The 18,784-nt window shown below is 61.4% G+C and carries 23 protein-coding genes; 12 read left to right on the top strand and 11 right to left on the bottom strand.

The window, feature by feature from the left end:
• Positions 1-282: 282 nt before the first annotated feature.
• Positions 283-438 (top strand): hypothetical protein, encoded by a 156-nt coding sequence (locus tag E5678_RS22325; RefSeq protein ID WP_168708568.1) that lies wholly within the window; start codon positions 283-285, stop codon positions 436-438.
• A gap of 184 nt (positions 439-622) precedes the next feature.
• Here the strand turns inward: E5678_RS22325 and E5678_RS13900 are convergent, their stop codons facing one another.
• From E5678_RS13900 to paaA, 5 genes are all read right to left on the bottom strand, one after another.
• Positions 623-1,729 (bottom strand): 2Fe-2S iron-sulfur cluster-binding protein, encoded by a 1,107-nt coding sequence (locus E5678_RS13900; RefSeq protein ID WP_136179076.1) that lies wholly within the window; start codon positions 1,727-1,729, stop codon positions 623-625.
• 173 nt (positions 1,730-1,902) lie between these two features.
• Positions 1,903-2,442 carry a 1,2-phenylacetyl-CoA epoxidase subunit PaaD gene (gene paaD / locus E5678_RS13895; RefSeq protein ID WP_136179075.1) on the bottom strand — a complete coding sequence of 180 codons (540 nt, stop codon included), beginning with the start codon at positions 2,440-2,442 and terminating at the stop codon, positions 1,903-1,905.
• 19 nt (positions 2,443-2,461) lie between these two features.
• A complete protein-coding gene (gene paaC / locus E5678_RS13890; protein ID WP_136179074.1) occupies positions 2,462-3,340 on the bottom strand; it encodes a 1,2-phenylacetyl-CoA epoxidase subunit PaaC in 879 nt (292 codons plus the stop codon).
• An 11-nt stretch (positions 3,341-3,351) separates the two neighbouring features.
• The gene (gene paaB, locus E5678_RS13885; RefSeq protein WP_136179073.1) at positions 3,352-3,648 is read right to left on the bottom strand and encodes a 1,2-phenylacetyl-CoA epoxidase subunit PaaB; all 297 of its coding nucleotides are present in this window, start codon (positions 3,646-3,648) and stop codon (positions 3,352-3,354) included.
• Positions 3,645-4,661 carry a 1,2-phenylacetyl-CoA epoxidase subunit PaaA gene (gene paaA / locus E5678_RS13880; RefSeq protein ID WP_136179072.1) on the bottom strand — a complete coding sequence of 339 codons (1,017 nt, stop codon included), beginning with the start codon at positions 4,659-4,661 and terminating at the stop codon, positions 3,645-3,647. The genes paaB and paaA overlap by 4 nt, the downstream gene beginning before the upstream one ends.
• A 163-nt stretch (positions 4,662-4,824) precedes the next feature.
• On the opposite strand from paaA, the gene E5678_RS13875 reads away from it, so the two are divergent.
• Positions 4,825-5,520: a CAP domain-containing protein gene (locus E5678_RS13875; RefSeq protein ID WP_136179071.1), complete on the top strand. Its 696-nt coding sequence runs from the start codon at positions 4,825-4,827 to the stop codon at positions 5,518-5,520.
• Between the two features lie 29 nt (positions 5,521-5,549).
• Here the strand turns inward: E5678_RS13875 and rlmJ are convergent, their stop codons facing one another.
• Positions 5,550-6,467 carry a 23S rRNA (adenine(2030)-N(6))-methyltransferase RlmJ gene (rlmJ, locus tag E5678_RS13870; protein ID WP_136179070.1) on the bottom strand — a complete coding sequence of 306 codons (918 nt, stop codon included), beginning with the start codon at positions 6,465-6,467 and terminating at the stop codon, positions 5,550-5,552.
• A 241-nt stretch (positions 6,468-6,708) separates the two neighbouring features.
• On the opposite strand from rlmJ, the gene rplM reads away from it, so the two are divergent.
• The 5 genes from rplM to erpA all read left to right on the top strand — a co-directional run bounded on the left by rplM (position 6,709) and on the right by erpA (position 9,276).
• Positions 6,709-7,140: a 50S ribosomal protein L13 gene (gene rplM / locus E5678_RS13865; protein WP_136179069.1), complete on the top strand. Its 432-nt coding sequence runs from the start codon at positions 6,709-6,711 to the stop codon at positions 7,138-7,140.
• A 12-nt stretch (positions 7,141-7,152) separates the two neighbouring features.
• Positions 7,153-7,545 (top strand): 30S ribosomal protein S9, encoded by a 393-nt coding sequence (gene rpsI / locus E5678_RS13860; protein WP_136179068.1) that lies wholly within the window; start codon positions 7,153-7,155, stop codon positions 7,543-7,545.
• Between the two features lie 90 nt (positions 7,546-7,635).
• Positions 7,636-8,343 (top strand): DUF6776 family protein, encoded by a 708-nt coding sequence (locus E5678_RS13855; protein WP_136179067.1) that lies wholly within the window; start codon positions 7,636-7,638, stop codon positions 8,341-8,343.
• Positions 8,344-8,371: 28 nt separating this feature from the next.
• Positions 8,372-8,773 carry a polymer-forming cytoskeletal protein gene (locus tag E5678_RS13850; RefSeq protein WP_136179066.1) on the top strand — a complete coding sequence of 134 codons (402 nt, stop codon included), beginning with the start codon at positions 8,372-8,374 and terminating at the stop codon, positions 8,771-8,773.
• A gap of 137 nt (positions 8,774-8,910) precedes the next feature.
• A complete protein-coding gene (gene erpA / locus E5678_RS13845) occupies positions 8,911-9,276 on the top strand; it encodes an iron-sulfur cluster insertion protein ErpA (protein ID WP_136179065.1) in 366 nt (121 codons plus the stop codon).
• 139 nt (positions 9,277-9,415) lie between these two features.
• On the opposite strand, the gene E5678_RS13840 is transcribed toward erpA, so the two are convergent.
• Positions 9,416-10,765 (bottom strand): M23 family metallopeptidase, encoded by a 1,350-nt coding sequence (locus tag E5678_RS13840; RefSeq protein ID WP_247596778.1) that lies wholly within the window; start codon positions 10,763-10,765, stop codon positions 9,416-9,418.
• 208 nt (positions 10,766-10,973) lie between these two features.
• On the opposite strand from E5678_RS13840, the gene tyrS reads away from it, so the two are divergent.
• The 4 genes from tyrS to E5678_RS13820 are packed head-to-tail and all read left to right on the top strand — an operon-like array spanning position 10,974 to position 14,687.
• Entirely contained in the window at positions 10,974-12,236 is a 1,263-nt protein-coding gene (gene tyrS / locus E5678_RS13835) for a tyrosine--tRNA ligase (RefSeq protein ID WP_136179063.1), read from the top strand.
• Between the two features lie 31 nt (positions 12,237-12,267).
• Positions 12,268-13,197, top strand: a complete 930-nt coding sequence (locus E5678_RS13830) for a cation diffusion facilitator family transporter (protein WP_136179062.1) — start codon at positions 12,268-12,270, stop codon at positions 13,195-13,197.
• Complete coding sequence (dtd, locus tag E5678_RS13825; RefSeq protein ID WP_136179061.1) at positions 13,194-13,634, top strand: D-aminoacyl-tRNA deacylase; 441 nt, start codon at positions 13,194-13,196, stop codon at positions 13,632-13,634. Before E5678_RS13830 ends, dtd begins: the two co-directional genes overlap by 4 nt.
• 54 nt (positions 13,635-13,688) lie before the next feature.
• Positions 13,689-14,687, top strand: a complete 999-nt coding sequence (locus tag E5678_RS13820) for a hypothetical protein (protein WP_136179060.1) — start codon at positions 13,689-13,691, stop codon at positions 14,685-14,687.
• Positions 14,688-14,727: 40 nt separating this feature from the next.
• Here the strand turns inward: E5678_RS13820 and ybeY are convergent, their stop codons facing one another.
• Positions 14,728-15,192: an rRNA maturation RNase YbeY gene (gene ybeY / locus E5678_RS13815; protein WP_136179059.1), complete on the bottom strand. Its 465-nt coding sequence runs from the start codon at positions 15,190-15,192 to the stop codon at positions 14,728-14,730.
• Positions 15,193-15,196: 4 nt separating this feature from the next.
• Positions 15,197-16,183 carry a PhoH family protein gene (locus E5678_RS13810; protein ID WP_136179058.1) on the bottom strand — a complete coding sequence of 329 codons (987 nt, stop codon included), beginning with the start codon at positions 16,181-16,183 and terminating at the stop codon, positions 15,197-15,199.
• Positions 16,184-16,250: 67 nt separating this feature from the next.
• On the opposite strand from E5678_RS13810, the gene ruvA reads away from it, so the two are divergent.
• Positions 16,251-16,829: a Holliday junction branch migration protein RuvA gene (ruvA, locus tag E5678_RS13805; RefSeq protein ID WP_136179057.1), complete on the top strand. Its 579-nt coding sequence runs from the start codon at positions 16,251-16,253 to the stop codon at positions 16,827-16,829.
• Positions 16,830-16,841: 12 nt separating this feature from the next.
• Here ruvA and E5678_RS13800 read toward each other — a convergent pair whose 3' ends face one another.
• Both E5678_RS13800 and E5678_RS13795 read right to left on the bottom strand, forming a co-directional pair.
• Positions 16,842-17,825: a tripartite tricarboxylate transporter substrate binding protein gene (locus tag E5678_RS13800; protein ID WP_136179056.1), complete on the bottom strand. Its 984-nt coding sequence runs from the start codon at positions 17,823-17,825 to the stop codon at positions 16,842-16,844.
• A 10-nt stretch (positions 17,826-17,835) separates the two neighbouring features.
• Entirely contained in the window at positions 17,836-18,765 is a 930-nt protein-coding gene (locus E5678_RS13795; RefSeq protein ID WP_136179055.1) for a hypothetical protein, read from the bottom strand.
• Positions 18,766-18,784: the final 19 nt, after the last annotated feature.

Genomic DNA, 18,784 nt, shown 5'->3' with positions numbered 1-18,784 from the left:
CCATCCGGCAGTCGTTGGTGGGCTTTGCCTGGCAGCTGGGCACAAAGCTTGTTTGTTCATTTTTCGGGGCTCTTGGGCGAAGCTTTGGTCATGGTGTGCTGCCCCCTGAAACCCAGCTGCCAAGTGCAGCGCAGGCCTCACCGGCATGGTCAGAGACAGCCCAATGGCAGGGCGGGGTGGGTGACTCGACAGAGGGGATCGCCACAGCCTGATTGAGTACGTTGACGCTTGAAGCGGCTTGTGTGAACATATTCGTGTATCCCGATTCAATAGGAGACAGAAATGAAATGGTTTCAAAAACTGAACGCCAAGGAATTGCTGGGATTTCGCCTGGCTCAATCCCTGCCAGATGGCAAGAGAACCCATGGCGATGAGGTCAAGCTGGGGCTCAAGCTGGGTGACAAGTTGGGTGACAAGTTGGGAATAAAGAACGGATAGAGAGTGATCGCTCATGAGGCGGCACGGGTTAACAGAACCTTCTGTGTCTTGTCAGATTGAAGGTTCAGGGCGTGGCTGCGGTCTGAGCCTCTGGTCGACGTGGCCTCCAGCTTGACGCAGGAAGCCTGGAAGCCAGGTAGACGGGTGACAGGTCCCGACTTTTGGTCCCGTCGAAGCGGTCGTCCTAACGTTCGTCGTAACTGACCACCAGGCTGTCGCTGGTCGGTCGGGCCTGACAGCTGAGCACAAATCCCTTGTCCGTTTCCCAGGGCTCCAGGGTGAAGTTTTTGGTCATGGTGACGCTGCCCTCCATGACCTTGGCCCTGCAGGTGCAGCATACCCCGCCCCGGCACGACCAAGGCAAATCGAGACCGGCGTTGAGTGCAACGTCCAGCACGTGTTCGTCTTTGTTCATTCGCAGCTGGTGTGGCTTGCCGTCCAGCACCACGGTCAATGCCACTTCGCCCTCGGCGCGAACGGCGGGGTGGCCCAGCACCGCCGCCTTGCGTTGTTCCGCTGGCAGCGCCTCCAGTGTGGGTGAGGTAAAGCGCTCGGTGTGCACACGGTCTGGCCGCACGCCGGCGTCCAGCAAGGCCTTTTCTGTGGCTTCGATCATGGCCTCGGGGCCACAGATGAAGACTTCGTCCATGCTGCCCACCGGCAGCAGCGTTTCGGTCAGCTCGCGCACCTTGTGAGCGTCGATGCGCCCTTCCAGCAGGGGCACTTCCTGGGCCTGGCGCGAGAGCACATGGATCAGGGTCAACCGGCCAGGGTAGCGGTCTTTGAGGTCTTGCAGCGCCTCGTTGAACATGACGCTGTCCATGCGGCGGTTGCCATAGACCAGCGTGAACTTGGCATCGGACGACGCTTCCAGTGTGCTGGCCATGATGGAAAGAATGGGGGTGATGCCCGACCCAGCCGCAAAACCCACGCGGTGCAGGGCGCGCGGCTTGTGCACAGTGAAACGCCCATCGGGCGGCATGGCAGCCAGCCGATCGCCGGCCCTGAGCGAAGTGGCGGCCCAGTTGGAAAACACCCCACCTTCCACCGGCCGGATGCCCAGGGTGAGTTCACCCTGGCGGGTGAGCAGGCTGCTGGGGCTGCTGATCGAGTAGCTGCGACGCACTTCCTGGCCATCGATGCAGGCCCGCACGGTCAGAAACTGGCCAGGCTTGAACGCAAAGGCCTCGCGCTGCTCGGGCGGCACAGCCAGCGTGATGGCCACCGATCCTGCGGCTTCAGGGCTGATGCGCGAAATGGACAAATCGTGGAATCGAGCTGTGCTTGTCATGTCTTTTTTCCAGTGTTAGAAACGTTTGCTGGCGCAGGGGCGACCCCCCCCAGAGCGCTGCGGCTCCAAGCCTGCCGTCGCAGGCTTGTGCAGTGCGAAGAGTCGGCGGCTCTGATCGCGACGCGGTCTGCAAGACACGGGAGCCGCCCGGCACAGGGGTGGTTCATCGCCATCTAGATCGGTTTGAAATAGTCAAAAGGCTCGAGGCAAGACAGGCATTTGTAGAGCGATTTGCAGGCCGTCGATCCAAAGGGTGACGTCTCGGTGGTGTTGCGCGAGCCGCATTGGGGGCAGGGCACGGACGTCGTGCGGGCTGCGTGGCGGCTGAACTTCACGGTGCCGTGGCTGGTGTCGCCAGCGCTGCCGCACTGCGGTGGGGCGATGCCATAGGCCCGCAGCTTCTCGTGTGCGACCTCGCTCATCCAGTCGGTGGTCCAGGCGGGTGAGAGCTGGGTGATCATCCGTGCGGTCAAGCCGGCAGCGGCCAGGGCGGCCTGGATGTCGTCTTCAATCTGCCCCATGGCTGGGCAACCGCTGTAGGTGGGGGTGATCACCACTTCGGCCACGCCATCTGCACCTTGGCGCACGCCACGCAAAATGCCCAGCTCGCTCAACGAGACCACCGGAATCTCAGGGTCGGTCAGATCGACCAATGCTGCCTCAATGGCGCGCAGGCTGGCCGCATCGGTGTCGGGATTGGTCAAGGGGGTCATGTGGCGTCAGAGCCGTCGTTCACCAGACGCCTTGCGGGTGCGCGCGGGCCAGGCTTTGCATTTCGGCCAGCAGGAAGCCGAGGTGTTCCGAGTGCACACCCACATGGCCCTGCGCCACGTAGCCCACATGGGGCGTGGTGTCGTTTCGCTGCAGCGTGGCCTCGACCAGTGTTTCATTGACGATGGCGTTCCAGTCGTCGCGCAGGTTGACCACGCACACGCCGCTGCCATTGGCCACTGCGGTTTCTTCCACCGGGTGGCGGGCCCAGAACGCTTCACAGTAGGGCAGCAAGTGATCCACCGCAGCCTGGGCTCGCTGGTGCGATTCGACGGTACCGTCGCCAAAGCGCACCAGCCAGTCGCTGGCGTGGCTCAGGTGGTAGCGCGTTTCCTTGAGGGATTTGGCTGCGATGCCTGCGAGCTGTGAATCGCCTGAGGCTTGCAGCCCTTGCCACACGAGGACCATGAGCGCGCTGTACAGAAAATTGCGCGCGATGGTGGTGGCGTAGTCGCGCTCCGCGAAGGCGTACCCCACCAGTGGTCCGTGGTGCGGCAGTTCCAGCAGCGTGTGGTTGCGGAACTCGGCGGTGTCGCGGAAGTAGGCCAGCGTGTCTTCGGTGATCTGGCCGTCCTGGCGGGCTCCCGTCAGGTGTGCGAAGCGCTGGGTCAACTCTTCGTCGGCGTTGATGAGCGCCGCAGCGTGTTGGTAGATCAAGCGTGCCTGGCCGATCAGGTCGAGGCTGTTGTTGGCCAGGGCCAGGTCTTCTTCCAGAATGGGGCCATGGCCACACCACTCTGCGTTGCGCTGCCCGAGCACCAAAGCGTTATCGGCCAGGTGCAGCAGGTAGTCGATGGGGGCAGCTTCGCTTGGCGCGCCTTTGGGTGGGGCACTGATCATGGTTTCCGCCATCACATGTGCCCCACTTCGTCCGGGATCTCGTAGAAGCTTGGGTGGCGGTACACCTTGTCAGCCGCCGGGTCGAAGAAGCTGTCTTTGCTGTCGGGTTCGCTGCAGGTGATCGAGGCCGATGGCACCACCCAGATGCTCACACCTTCTTGCCGCCGGGTGTACACGTCCCGCGCCATCTGCAGCGCATGGCGCGCATCGCTGGCGTGCAGACTGCCGCAATGTTTGTGCTCCAGACCTTGTTTGCTGCGGACAAACACCTCCCAGAGAGGCCATTCTTTCAATGCGGGGGTGCTCATGCGGCCTCCTTGTGTGCTGTTTGTTGCTGTTTGTGCGCATGGGCCAAGGCTGCATCGCGCACCCACTGCCCTTGCTCGTGGGCCTTTACGCGGGTCGCCAGGCGCTCTTTGTTGCAAGGGCCGTGGCCGTTGACCGTGGCCCAGAACTCGTCCCAGTCGATGGGGCCGTGGTCGTGGTGGCCGCGTGCTTCGTTCCATTTCAGGTCGGGGTCGGGCAGGGTGACGCCCAATACGTTGGCCTGCGGAACCGTGGCATCAATGAACTTCTGGCGCAGATCGTCGTTGGAGATGCGCTTGATGCCCCAGCGCATGCCTTGGGCGCTGTTGGGGCTGTCTGCATCGGGTGGGCCGAACATGGCCAGGCATTTCCACCAAGTGCGGTTCACCGCATCCTGCACCATGGCTTTCTGTTCCCGTGTGCCGCGCTGCATCATCACCAGCAGGCCCTCATATCCCTGGCGCTGGTGGAAACTTTCTTCTTTGCAGACGCGGATCATGGCGCGCGCATAGGGACCGTAAGAGCAGCGGCAAAGTGGAATTTGGTTCATGATCGCCGCGCCGTCCACCAGCCAGCCGATCACGCCCACGTCGGCCCAGTTCAGGGTGGGGTAGTTGAAGATGGAGCTGTATTTGGCTTTGCCCGAGTGCAGGCCTTCGAGCATCTGGTCTCGGCTGGTGCCCAGGGTTTCGGCGGCACTGTAAAGGTAGAGGCCATGGCCTGCCTCGTCTTGCACCTTGGCGATCAGGATGGTCTTGCGCTTCAGGCTCGGCGCCCGGGAAATCCAGTTGCCCTCGGGCAGCATGCCCACGACTTCGCTGTGGGCGTGCTGGCTGATCTGGCGCACCAGCGTTTTGCGGTACGCCTCCGGCATCCAGTCGCGGGGCTCGATCTTGCCGTCGGCGTCGATGACGGCGTCGAATTGACTTTGCAACGCTTCGTCTGCGGCTGAGGCAGGTTTTGCCACCGCTTTCAATTCTGGCGCTTCGCTTGTGTTGAACGATTGGGTGTACATGGATCGACTCCTGCCCCGGGTAGCGGGTAAAAATCCAGTATATCCAATTAACCGACCGATCGGTCGGTTAATTCTGGGCCTGCTTATCGGGGTTTGCCCGAGGAGGCGCGAAAAAAACAAATGCTTACGCTGTGCGCACCGTCTGCGATTAGATTGGGTGCCCATGATCCACCCACTTCTCTCAACTTCGTCTCGGCCCGCGTGGCCAGCCGCTGCTGTTTTGCTGCCTTTGTTCCTGCTTGGCGCCTGTGGCGGTGGCAGCGATGCGCCCGATGCAGACACCGCTGCGGACAGCGTTACCCTGAGTGCCTCGCCTTCGACCGAGGTCGCGAGCAGCCCGGTGGCGGCTGCGGCTTCGGGTGCGTCACCGTCGGCTGCGCCTGTGTCAACGTCAACGCCTGTACCTGCACCCTCGGCCAGTGACGGTTTCTGTGGTTTGCCCGGCTTCCAGGCCGACCTCTTGAGGCGAATCAACGCAGCCCGTGCGAGCGCGCGCAGCTGTGGCGGGACGGCCTATCCTGCTGTTGGGCCGCTGAATTGGAATGGCCCCTTGTTCACCGCTGCCGAGAGCCATTCGCGGGACATGGCCGTCAACGACTATTTCTCCCATACCGGACTGGACGGGCGCAACGTTTCTCAGCGCGTGAGCTCAGCCGGGTATGCGTGGCGGGCGGTTGGAGAGAACATCGCAGCGGGCCAGTCGGATCCCAATGCGGTGATGAGCGGTTGGCTGGCCAGCCCAGGCCATTGCGGCAACATCATGAACGGCCAGTACCAGGACGTGGCCGTGGCCTGCGTGCAGCGCTCAGGCAGCGCTTATGGCCGCTACTGGACCATGGTTCTGGCGCGGCCTTCCTGACAGGCCGCGCGGAACGAGGCCTCGCGGTATCAGCCGCCCACGTCCAGGGTTTGCCCTTTGCCCCGCCCACGTCCAAGCACGGTCAACAATTGCGGCAGCGCCTCTTGCAGGGTGGCTTTGAGGGTGTGTGGTGGGTTGATCACAAACATCCCACTCGCCGTGAGGCCAGGCCGGTCATCAGGTCCGTCTGCTGGATCCAGTCCGATGGACAGTGTGGCATGCAGCCAAGGGCGCTGCGACTGGTTGCTCAGGGTCTTCAGGCGCCGCGGAAGATCGTGGGCCTCGGTGCGGGGAATGATGGGGTACCAGACCAGGAACGTGCCGGTCGGGAACCGTTTGAGCGCTTCTTGTATGTTGGCGCTCACTTTGCCGTAGTCGCTTTTGATTTCGTAGCTGGGATCCACCAGGACCAGTGCGCGTCTGGAGCCTGTGGCCGAAGGCGGTGGCGGCAGCAAGGGCATCAGGCCGGCAAAACCGTCTTGTCGCCCGACGGTGATGGTCTTGCCCGCTTCCAGCTGGGCGATGTTGCCATCCAGCGTCTTCCCGTCGGTGGGGTGCAGCTCAAACAGCTTGAGCCGGTCGCGCGAGGCGTGGCGCATCAACGTCTGCATCACAAAGGGTGAACCCGGATAGATCCGCAAGGCGCCCGAAGGGTTGAAGCCCGCAATCAGGTCCAGATAGTCCTCAATGGCCTGGGCCGGCTTGGCGACGGGCGCAGCACCCTCGGCCCTGAAGGCGGCCATCAGCTTGACCACGCCGTCCTTGGCTTCGCCGCCGGTTTCGGTGTAGTCGCCATCCAGGCGGTACAAACCCGCGCCCGCGTGGGTGTCGACCAGCGTGATGCTGGGCTCCTTCTGCATCAGGTGGCGCAGGGTGGCGATCACGGTGATGTGCTTGAGCACATCGGCGTGATTGCCCGCGTGAAAGGCGTGTCGGTAACTGAACATGGTGGGGTGATGGTATCGCTCTTGTGGATCCCGCCACAGATTTCTTGCACCGCAGGCGCGAAATTTTGTACAATGGAAGGCTTCGCAGCGAATATAAAGGCTCCGCGACGAAGGCGCGCGCCAGCGTCAACCGGTTAAACGGGAAGTGCTGGCGAGCAAATCCCCACCTAAGAGGTTTCCAGCAGAGAAACACCGACCGTGGAAAAGAGCCGCCAAACCCCTCTTTGATACAGAGAAACTCATGACCAAAACGTTCAGTGCTAAAGCAGCTGACGTGACGCACGAGTGGTTTGTGATTGACGCGACCGACAAGGTCCTCGGAAGAGTTGCCAGTGAAGTAGCTCTCCGTTTGCGCGGCAAACACAAGGCCATTTATACGCCTCACGTCGATACCGGTGACTTCATCGTCATCATCAACGCAGCGAAAATTCGTGTCACGGGCGCCAAGTCCACCGACAAGATTTACTACCGCCATTCGGGTTACCCCGGCGGTATCTATGCGACCAACTTCCGCGACATGCAAGCCAAGCACCCTGGCCGCGCACTCGAGAAGGCTGTCAAGGGCATGCTGCCCAAGGGCCCACTCGGTTACGCCATGATCAAGAAGCTCAAGGTGTACGGTGGTGCCGAGCATCCCCACACCGCCCAACAGCCGCAAGTGCTGGATATCTAAAGGAGCCTTGCAATGATTGGTGAATGGAACAATGGCACCGGCCGTCGCAAATCCAGCGTCGCCCGTGTGTTTCTGAAAAAAGGCTCCGGCCAGATCGTCGTGAACGGCAAGGACATCCAGTCCTACTTTGGCCGTGGTACCTCGATCATGATCGCCAAGCAGCCCCTGCTGCTGACCGACCATGCTGAAACCTTCGACATCATGGTGAACGTGCACGGTGGCGGTGAATCCGGCCAGGCCGGCGCTGTGCGCCACGGCATCACCCGTGCCCTGATCGACTACGACGCTACGCTCAAGCCGCAGCTGTCGCAAGCCGGTTATGTGACCCGTGACGCCCGTGAAGTCGAGCGTAAAAAGGTTGGCCTGCGCTCTGCGCGCCGCGCCAAGCAGTTCAGCAAGCGTTAATCGCCTGTTGCCTGTCTCAAAAACCGCCTTCAAGCTTGTCTTGGGGCGGTTTTTGCTTTTCTGGTTGCCCTCTGCTGAAAGTTCTGTGGCATGAAATTTCGCCTGTTGCGCCGGCGCCTGTCGGTCAGTGCTCCACGTGTTTCGGTGCGCAGCGCCTTGCCTTGGCCATTTCGCTGGCTCATGGCGGCCATCGTGCTCGGCTTTTCGGGTGCGCTGGCCTTGTGGGCGTTCGAGTTTGGCAAGGACATTGCCGGACTGGATCGCAATGCCAAGCAGGAGCTGGAGCAATTGCGCGAAGAAGTGAGTGGCTTGCGAGCCGATCTCACCAGCGCCCAGTCCGTGTCCAATACCTCTGAGAGCCTGCTCACAACAGAAAAGGCAGCTCAAGAGCAGCTGGTGATGCAGATACGCCAGCTTCAGGCAGACAACCTGGTGCTGCGAAGCGATCTGGGTTTTTTTGAGCGCCTGATCCCGGGGTCTGGCAGCGGGGATCTCAATATCCGAGGTTTGCAGGTGGAGCGCCTTGACGCGACCCAGCTGAAGTGGCAGGTCTTGATGATCCAGGCGTCCAAAAATGCGCCGGATTTCAAGGGCACGCTGGAGATCACTTTCAGCGGCACGATGGATGGCAAGGCGTGGTCAATGACCCAGACGCCCGAGCCGCAATCCGTGCTGATCAAGGGCTACCTGCGACAGGAAGGTCTGTTGGACGTGCCTGAGCAGGCCGTGGTAAAAACCGTGACCGCCAAGATTTATCAAGGGCGCGAAGTCAAGACCATGTACACCGTCAAGATCTGAAGTCACAAGCAACGTTTGGAGAAGTCTCATGTTTGGAAAAAAGAAACAACCCCCGATCAAAAGCCTGATTGCCCAAGGCACCCGCATTGATGGCAACGTGATCTTTCACGATGGCCTGCGCGTGGACGGCGAAGTGGTAGGGGATATCCGCGCCAACGATGAGCAGCCCAGCATTCTGGTCGTGAGCGAGTCGGCCAGTGTGACCGGCCAGATCCATGCGGACCACGTTATTCTCAATGGTTATGTGAAGGGCCCCGTGTTTGCCTTTGACCTGCTGGAGCTCCAGCCCAAGGCCCGTGTCGAGGGCGATGTGTCGTACCGTGCACTGGAAATGCACCAGGGGGCCACGATTTCCGGTCAGCTGAAGCCCATGACGGGTGATGTGGCAGAAGATAAACCCACACTGAAGCTGGCGGCAAATAACAGCTGAATGCAATTTTTCGGCGTTTGCGTTAGCATTCAATATTCCCCCAGTAGATTACTGGGTCTTTCGACCCACTGCTGACAGTCCGTATGTTCAAGGCGGCGAGCCTTGTGCCCCGCATCTCACCGAATTCAGGAGGCCCTATGAGCGCCCTAGCCGAAACCACCTCTACCGACATGCCAGCGCCGCTGGTGTTCACCGACAGTGCTGCAGCCAAAGTGGCCGATCTGGTGGCCGAAGAAGGCAATCCCGATCTCAAACTGCGCGTATTCGTGCAGGGCGGTGGCTGCTCAGGCTTCCAGTACGGCTTTACGTTTGACGAAGTGGTCAACGAAGACGACACCACCATGACCAAAAACGGCGTCTCACTGTTGATCGATGCGATGAGCTACCAATATCTGGTGGGCGCAGAGATCGATTACAAGGAAGACTTGGAAGGGGCGCAGTTCGTGATCAAGAACCCCAACGCCAACAGCACGTGCGGCTGCGGCTCCAGCTTCAGTACCTGATCAAGCTTTCCGGCGCTTGAGCCGGCGCGGACCGAAAGGTCGAAAAAAAGGGAGCCCAAGGCTCCCTTTTTTTGTGGATGGCGCTTGAACGGCCCATCAGGCCCGCTGACCACCCGGCTCACGCGCCGCGGTCAGCAGCTCACTGGGCGCTGGCCTGGACCAGGGTGGCCGCGGCATCGAGCTGCTGGCGCTGTGCCACAGCCACGGCATCAAAGCGCGCGCGCAGCGCTGGGCTGATTGGGATGTTTTCGCTCTTGCGCGCGATCGCCAACGGGTCTTGGTGCGCACCGTTGTCGATGAACTCAAAATGCAAGTGGGGTCCGGTGGAGAGACCGGTGGTGCCCACGGCGCCAATGAAATCGCCTTGGGAAATCCGTTGTCCCTGTTTCACGCCGATGCGGCTGAGGTGGGCAAACTTGGTGACCTTGTTGCCGCTGTGGGCCACTTCGATCACATTGCCATAGCCGCGCTGCACGCCAGCAAACTTCACCACGCCATCGGCAATGGTGCGAACAGGGGTGCCGGTAGGCGCTGCGTAGTCCACACCCAGGTGAGCCTTCTGGCGCCCCAGAACCGGGTGGAAGCGCATGCCGTAACCGCTGCTTACGCGCGAAAACTCGAGGGGTGAGCTGAGAAAGCTTTTGCGCGAGCTTTCACCATTGAACCCGAAGTAGGCGCCCTTCAGGCCAGCTTCTTCAAACCAGACGGCTTCGTGTTTGCGCCCGTTGTTGACAAACTCGGCGCTGAGCACACGTCCTGCGCGCATGGTTTCGCCATCGGCTTCAAGGCTCTCGAATACGACGTTGAAGCGGTCACCCTGGCGCAGATCGCGGCGGAAATCGATCTCTGAGGCAAAAATCTCGGCGAGCTGGATGGCCACGCTGTCGGGCAGGTTGATCTCGTCGGTGGCAGCAAACAACGAACTGCGGATCACGCCACTGGAGAGTTTGGACGATGCCGCCAGTTCGGCGCTTTCGATGCGCGCAGCAAACCCGCCGTTGAGCGATTCGACGGTGAGCCGCTCGAACAGGCGCTCGTCATCGGGCAACCAGCGGGCGGTCAGCTTCAGCAACTGGCCCCGATCGGTGGTTTCGACGGTGACGGTCTTGCCGGAGCGGCCATTGAACAGGCGTGCCGCATCTGGGCTCTTGCTCAGAAAAGCTTGTGCGTCGGTGTCTTGCACACCCAGGCGATTGAGCAGGCTCTGGAAGCTGTCGTCGCGACGAACGGTATCGGTGCGGAACAGCGTGAAGGGAATGGCTGCGCCCAGAGGCTGTGTAGACAACGCGTCAAGGCGCAGGGGCTCAATGATGTTGCTGACCGGCAAGCGCGAGGCATCGGGCGCGAGGGGCGCAATGCCGAAAGCGGTGACGCCTGTTCCCAGAAGCACCAGCCCGACACCGCTCAGCACACGGCGAGGGTGGTTGGAAAGACTTTGGCTCGTGGCCAGAACAAGCTTGGCCAGCGTTTGAAGTGGAGAAAAATGCAAAATAGAGTCCCTGTGGGTTGCTGGCAGGTCGGACCAGCAACGCAAAAACGTGTACGAAGCACAAAAGCCACCGGAAGTTCCGCTCATGCGGCTCGCTTGGGCAATGCCGTGCGTTCGACAGGGGGCAGAAACAGTGGCGCCGCCACTAGAATCCAAGACCATCTTCAAGTATAGCCAAGGCATCGGCTGTCGCAACAGGAAAACCCGCATGAGCCTCGGTGAGAAAGATAACCATAGTTCGCAAAAACCCCCTCCATCACCCCACGTCCTGACAGACGGTGTGCGTGAAGCGATGGCAGTGACCCTGCGTGGGTGCGATGAACTGATCCCGCAGGATGAGTGGGCACGCAAGTTGTCGCGCTCGGAAACCACAGGAATGCCACTGCGGATCAAGCTGGGTCTGGACCCGACGGCGCCCGACATTCACATCGGGCACACCGTGGTGCTGAACAAGATGCGCCAGCTCCAGAATCTGGGTCATCAGGTGATTTTTCTCATCGGCGACTTCACCAGCCTGATCGGCGATCCCTCGGGCCGCAACAACACGCGCCCGCCGCTCACGCCTGAGCAAATCAAAGCCAACGCGGAAACCTACTACAAGCAGGCCAGTCTGGTCCTGGATCCGGCGCGCACCGAAATCCGCTACAACAGCGAGTGGAGCGAGCCGTTGGGCGCGGCCGGCATGATCCAGCTCGCGTCCAAATACACCGTTGCACGCATGATGGAGCGCAACGATTTCCACGACCGTTTTCACGCGAATACGCCCATCAGCGTGCATGAGTTCCTCTACCCACTGATGCAAGGTTACGACTCGGTGGCGCTGAAGTCCGATCTGGAGCTGGGCGGCACCGACCAGAAGTTCAACCTGCTGATGGGTCGCCATCTCCAGGCGGAGTATGGGCAAGAGCCACAGTGCATCCTGACCATGCCTTTGCTGGAAGGCCTGGACGGCGTGGACAAGATGTCCAAGAGCAAGAACAACTACATCGGTATCACCGAGCCGGCCAACACGATGTTTGCCAAGGTTTTGAGCATCTCGGACACCTTGATGTGGCGCTGGTACACCCTGTTGTCCTTCCAGTCGCTCGACGCGATTGAACAGCTCAAGCAGTCGGTGGTTCAGGGGCGCAACCCCAAGGAGATCAAGGTGGCCCTGGCCAAGGAGATCACCACCCGCTTCCACAGCGCGGCGGCCGCAGAAGCCGCGGAGCAGGATTTCATCAACCGCAGCAAGGGTGGCGTCCCGGACGAGCTGCCTGAGGTGAGCCTCGTTGGTGCGCCCATGGGCATTGGTGCCTTGCTCAAGGCTTCGGGCCTGGCCGCTTCCAGCAGCGAAGGCAACCGCCTCATCGACGGCGGTGGGGTGCGTGTCGATGGCATTGTGATCGCCGACAAGGGGTTGAAGCTGGACGCAGGTTCGTTCGTGGTGCAGGTGGGCAAACGCAAGTTTGCTCGGGTGTTGCTGTCTTGAACACCATGCTGCGCAACGAGAGAGCGATGCCATGAACCCCGCTACCAAACGGTTGCTCACACCCCAGCGTCTGCTCATGGTTTCGGCGGTGGTGGCGGTGTTCACCATTGCGCTCAAGACCACCGCCTGGTATGTCACCGATTCGGTGGGCTTGCTGTCGGATGCGATGGAGTCGCTGGTCAACCTGGCCAGTGCGATCTTTGGGCTGGTCATGGTCACGATTGCGGCCCGTCCGGCTGACGAGGATCACCCCTATGGACACCACAAGGCCGAGTATTTCTCGTCGGGCTTCGAAGGCATTCTGATCATCGTGGCCGCGCTGGGTATTTGCTGGGTCTCTGTGAACCGCCTGATCGATCCCCAGCCCATCACGAAGGTGGGCTGGGGTCTGGCCTTGTCCGTGGCCAGTTCCGCGCTCAACGGCTTGCTCGCCTGGGTGATGTTCCGTGCGGCCAAGGAGCACCGGTCGATTGCGTTGGAGGCCGATGCCAAGCACCTGGTGACCGATGTGTGGACTTCGGCCGGGGTGGTGGTCGGTATCGCGCTGGTGTCGGTCACGGGCTGGCTGTGGCTGGACCCGATCGTGGCCATTGGCGTTGCGATCAACATCTTGCGCGAGGGGTTTCACCTGATGTGGCGTTCTTCCCAGGGCCTGATGGACGAGGCCCTGGAGCCTGAAATCATGGAAACCATCCAGGCCACGCTGGCGGGGTTTGAACACAAACGCGGCGAAACCGAAATCGTGCGCTTTGACCACATCGCCACCCGCAAGGCTGGCCAGCGCCGGTTTGTGGACATGCACATGCACATGCCAGCCTCCTGGACGCTGGGGCGCGCTGCGGCGGTGCGCGGCAGTGTGGAGCAGGCCTTGATGAGTGCTGTGCCAGGATTGCGCGCCACCATTCAGTTGCTGCCCAGCGACGTGGAGGCGCACTTTGACGAAGCGAGGGACCTGATTTGATCGCTTTGTTGCAGCGGGTGAGCGAGGCTCGGGTGACGGTCGCTGGTGAGGTGATCGGTGAAATCGAGGCGGGCCTGTTGGTGTTCTTTTGCGTCGAGCCCAACGACACCGAGGCGCTGGCGCAGCGGATGCTGAGCAAAATCCTGAAGTTGCGCATTTTCGGCGACGACGAAGGCAAGATGAACCGCAGTGTGCACGATGTGCAGGGCGGCCTTTTGCTGGTGAGCCAGTTCACGCTGGCGGCCGACACCCAGGGTGGAAACCGGCCCGGGTTCACCGGTGCGGCGTCCCCGGCGCTGGGAGAGGCGTTGTTCAACCACTTCGTCGGGCTGGCACGGGCCCAGCACCCCACGGTGCAGACGGGCCGGTTTGCCGCCGATATGCGGGTTCATCTGGTCAACGATGGACCCATCACCATTCCTTTGCACATGAACTGAGCGCAAGAGCGCAAAGTGCGAGTGCTGTGCAACGAACGTCTCAACAGGGTTGTCATGTCTCTAGATTTTGTTTCTGCCACCGAGCTTGATGCGCTGGATCCGACGCGTGTCCTGGGTGGTGCATGTCTGGGTGTGGCGGCGCCAGCGGTGGGTGCCTCCTGGCCGCAGCAAGCGGTATCCATGCCGTTGCTGGACGGGACACGGTCGGTGTGGCACGAAGCATGGGTCAGCGATGCCCCGGTGGTGTCCGGGGAGAGCGAGGGCATTCGCTGGAGCCGCTCGGCCGACGGGGTGTTGTTTGGTGCGCTGGCGCTGCCAGAAGTGGGCGAAGGTCCGGCCGATTCGACCGCTGCTTTGCGGCACATCAGCGAACTGGCCTATGCCCGAATCTTTCGATTGCTGGACGCCCAAGGCCTGCCGCATCTTTGGCGGGTGTGGAACTACATTCCCGACATCAACGGCGCTCAGGCGGGGCTGGAACGCTACCGCCAGTTCAACCTGGGTCGGGGCGATGCTTTTGAGCGCTGCGCCCGCAGTGTGACCGAGCAGGTGCCCGCGGCTTGCGCTCTGGGTGTGGGCGGCGGTCCGTTGTCCATTGCCTTCATGGCCGGAGCCACGCCGGTGGTGCCCATCGAAAATCCCCGGCAGGTCAGCGCCTACCGCTACCCGGATGTTTACGGCCCACGCAGCCCCACGTTTTCACGCGCCGCACTCGCGCATTTGCCTGGGCAGGCGCTGTTTTTCGTCTCGGGCACGGCCAGTATCGTGGGCCATGAGACCCTGCATCTGGGGGACGTGGTCGCACAGACAATGGAGTCGTTGAACAACGTGGAAGCGGTGCTGTTCGAGGCGAACCGCATCGCGCGTGATGGCGGGTTCTCCCTGTCTGATCTGGTGTACCGGGTCTATGTGCGCGACGCAGCGGATGCGCCTGCCGTGACGGCGGCGATGCGCGAGCGCCTGGGCGCCGTCGAGATGCTGTGTGTGCAGGCCGATGTGTGCCGCTCAGACCTGCTCGTCGAGGTAGAGGCCCACGGTTTGCGCCCTCGTTGAGCGCCAGCGAACGGGGTTCGACCCGCAACCATCAAGCCACTCAGGCTTTGCCCGCATAGGGGTCTGGCCAGCCCAGACCGGCGAGAATCTCGCTTTCGTAGGCTTCCATCGCATCGGCGTCGGCTTCGCTGGTTTCGTGGTCCCAGCCCTGGGCGTGCAAGCACCCGTGCACCAGCAAGTGGGCGTAGTGCTGTGCCAGGGGGATGCCCATCTCCCGGGCTTCCAGGGCCACCACGGGCGCACACAGCACCAGGTCGGCCATGACCATGGGTTCGACCGCGTAGTCGAAGGTGAGCACGTTGGTGGCGTAGTCTTTTTGACGGTAGCCGTTGTTGAGCGCCTGGCCTTCTTCGGTATCAACGATGCGCACGGTGATTTCGGCGTCGGCGGCCAGCGCGTGGCGGATGCAGCGGGTCACGAAGTGGCGGGGCAGGGCGGCGCGGTGCGGAGCTGGGTCCGACAGGGTGCCGAACTGCAGGGACAGACTCAGGGCAGGCAGTGCCATGGCATCAGGCTTTCTTGGCGGGTGCACGGGCGCGCTTCGCGGGCGGCGCGTCTTCATCATGGGGGGATCGCGCGTCATAGGCATCGACGATGCGGGCGACCAGGGGGTGGCGCACCACGTCGGCGCTGGTGAGGCGCGTGATGGAGATGCCGGTCACGCGCTTGAGCACACGTTCGGCGTCGATCAGGCCCGAGAGTTGGGTGCGGGGCAGATCAATCTGGCTCACATCGCCGGTGACCACGGCTTTGGAGCCAAAGCCGATGCGGGTGAGGAACATCTTCATCTGCTCCGGCGTGGTGTTTTGCGCTTCGTCCAGGATCACAAAAGCGTGGTTCAGCGTACGGCCGCGCATGAAGGCCAGGGGTGCGATTTCGATCTGCTGGCGCTCGAAGGCCTTGACCACCTTGTCATAACCCATGAGGTCGTAGAGGGCGTCGTAGAGCGGGCGGAGGTAAGGGTCGACCTTCTGGCCCAGGTCGCCAGGCAGAAAGCCCAGTTTTTCGCCCGCCTCAACCGCTGGGCGGGTGAGCACGATGCGCTGCACGGCACTGCGCTCCAGGGCGTCCACAGCGCAGGCCACCGCGAGGTAGGTTTTGCCGGTGCCGGCCGGGCCAATGCCGAACGTGATGTCGTGGCTGGACATGTTTTCAAGGTAGCGGGCCTGGGCCGGGGTGCGGCCTTTGACTTCGCCGCGCCGCGTCTGCATGGCCAGGGCGTCTTCTCCACCGGCCGGCAGCGCCGTGTCGCCACTCAGCATGAGCTGCACGGTTTCGGCCGGGATGGGCTTTTTGGCCATCTCGTACATGGCCTGCAGGGTTTCCAGGGCCTGGTTGGCCCTCGCCTTGGGGCCATCGATGCGGAATTGCTCGAACCGGTGGGCGACTTTCACCTGGAGAGCCGCTTCGATGCTCCGGATGTGGCTGTCCATGGGACCGCACAGGTGGCCCATGCGGGTGTTGTCGGGCGGGGAGAAGGTGTGTTTGACGATCAAACGGATAATCCAGTGAATGGGGCCTTGATCAGCAGGGCCCGAACGCGCAAAGAAAGAAGACCCCCCGATGATAGGCAAGTTGACTGGCATCCTGCTGGAAAAAAATCCCCCGCAAATTCTGATCGACTGCCACGGCGTGGGTTACGAGGTGGATGTGCCGATGAGCACGTTCTACAACTTGCCCGGGGTGGGGGAGGCTGTGTCGCTGCTGACGCATTTTGTGGTGCGTGAGGACGCCCAGATTCTTTACGGCTTTGGCACTGCGCAAGAGCGGGAAGCCTTTCGCCAGCTGGTCAAGATCAGCGGGGTGGGGCCCCGGACAGCGCTGTCGGTTTTGTCGGGCATGGGTGTGGCCGACCTGGCGCAAGCGGTGACCGCGCAAGACAGCGCGCGCATTGTGAAAGTACCGGGCATTGGCAAAAAGACGGCTGAGCGCCTGTTGCTGGAGCTCAAGGGCAAGCTCGGCGCAGACCTTGGCGCGCTGGGCGGTGCCTCGGCCGTGGGGGATGCGGCCAGCGATATCCAGCAAGCCTTGATGGCTTTGGGCTACAGCGAAAAAGACGCCGCGCTCGCACTCAGAGCCCTGCCCAAGGATGTGGGGGTCAGCGAAGGCATCAAGCTGGCGCTCAAGTCACTGGCGAAGTGAAGTGAAGTGGCTTCAATAGGCCTGCATCTGTGCTGATCTTGCAATGTCACGGTACTTCACCGCATCGGCCTGGATCAGATGTGTTAGGGCAGTGGCGTCTCCTCGCAAAGGCTCGATGCCCGAGTTTTTGAGGTGTTCCTGAACGCGAGGAATATCCATGATCCGGGTGAGGTCGTGGGTGATCTTTTTGACCACGTTGAGGGGCAAGCCTGCGGGTCCCATGAGTGCCTTCCAGGTCGAAATATCGAATGGATGCATACCCTGTTCCTGGAACGTTGGTATATCGGGAAGAAGGGCCATTCGCTCGGCGGATGAGATACCCAGGACACGCAAGCGTCCTGATTGGACGTGGGGGAGAACGAGATTTGCGCTGACGACCGCGATGGGAATATGTCCGCCCAGAACATCCTTGACCGCAGGAGAGCAACCCCGATAGCCGACCTGTGTGAAGCTCAAAGCGGTCTTGTCCATGATCAGCTCCATCACGAAATGTGAGGGAGACCCGATGCCGCAAGAGCCATAGCTCAGGCCGTTAACCTGATCCCGAGCTGCCTGCAGTTCCGCCATGTTGGTGACGTTGATGGATGGGTGGACCACCAGCGCCAGAGGCCCCATGCCCAATAGCATGATGGGTGTCAGGTCATTTTCGTGGTGGTACGGAAGCTTCCCATGAACGGCAAGGTTGGTCAGCATGGTGTCGTTCTGCATCAACAGTGTGTACCCGTCAGGGGTGGACCGCGCAACTTCGGTGGATCCGATGTTGCCGGCTGCTCCCGGACGGTTCTCTACCGTCACTGCTTGTCCCCACTTTCGCTCAAGCTCTGCGCCGACGACCCGTGCCACCACGTCCGAGCTCCCGCCTGCGCTATAGGGAACGACGATACGGATTCCGCGGGATGGGTATTCCTGGGCAAAGAATGCTGTGGTGCATGCGGTGAGCAGCCAGGTGCCCAGCACAACGCTCCGCCCCAGGCTGAAAAGGCTTCTTGCGTTCATGTTGGCGTCCTCAGGTATTTGTCACTGCGTTTCGCTGGAACCATGGAAACCGGGGTCGGGGATCTCCGTTGCCAAAATCCAGCGGGAAGCGGGTCATGTAGGCCAAGCGTCCGTGCATGGCGTGCTGGTTGGCATGTCGAAAGTAGGCCATCGCTGCGTCGTCATAGCAGCCCGAACGGTCCCAGCCGTCCACTTGATCACCGAAGGTTTCGACGAGTTCACGCTCGAAAGGATACAGGCAGCAGGCCAGGATCTCCTCCCGTGTGCGGGCGTAGTGGATAGCCGAGGCTTGGAAGCGGGTGTTGATGAAGAGCGAGGTGGCCCTTTCAAGCAGGTGTGGCAGTGCACCGGCGCGGTGCTCGGACACACCCCAGTACGGGGTGGGGGCGTGGAGGAACGCATACAGATCATCTCCCAGCTGTGAACGACTTAACCGGATCACGGGTAGGACAAGCGCCTCCATGATGTCTGTCCAGAACCGCTCGGACCCAAACCAGTAACTGCACATACCGTAGTTGCCATGGTGTTGCCGACCCACGTTCACGATGTCGAGGTCGACCCCTGCCAGGTTCAGTACTTCCTGATACCGCTGTTGGAGTTGTGAGTCCTGATGTGTGATCTGGCCACGATCAAAATTGTTGAAGCAGAGGTAGATGTTCTGGGGGCGTGGGTTGACCACATAAACGTCGTAACCGGGATGGTCATTGATCCAGCGTTTAACGTCGTGGCCGTTCAGCAGGCCCTTGGCATGGAACCGGCTTGACACGGCACCAACGATATTTGCCGTGCGGTGCACGCCTGCCGCAAAAATTTCGTCAAAAACCTGGAACTCTCGCAGGCCGGGTCGCGGATTGTGCCGAAAGTCCAGAGACTCAAAACCCGGAACGGGGTCGAACAGGTGGCGATTTTCGATGCAGTTTTGCAGCAGACGAATGCTCATGTAGGGGACCGGTGTGCAT

The sequence above is a fragment of the Hydrogenophaga sp. PAMC20947 genome (assembly GCF_004795855.1).
In the GTDB taxonomy this organism is placed as follows: Bacteria; Pseudomonadota; Gammaproteobacteria; order Burkholderiales; family Burkholderiaceae_C; genus Hydrogenophaga.
The sequence above is the reverse complement of the archived record's forward strand: the minus strand, read 5'-3'. Positions and strand labels throughout refer to the sequence as shown.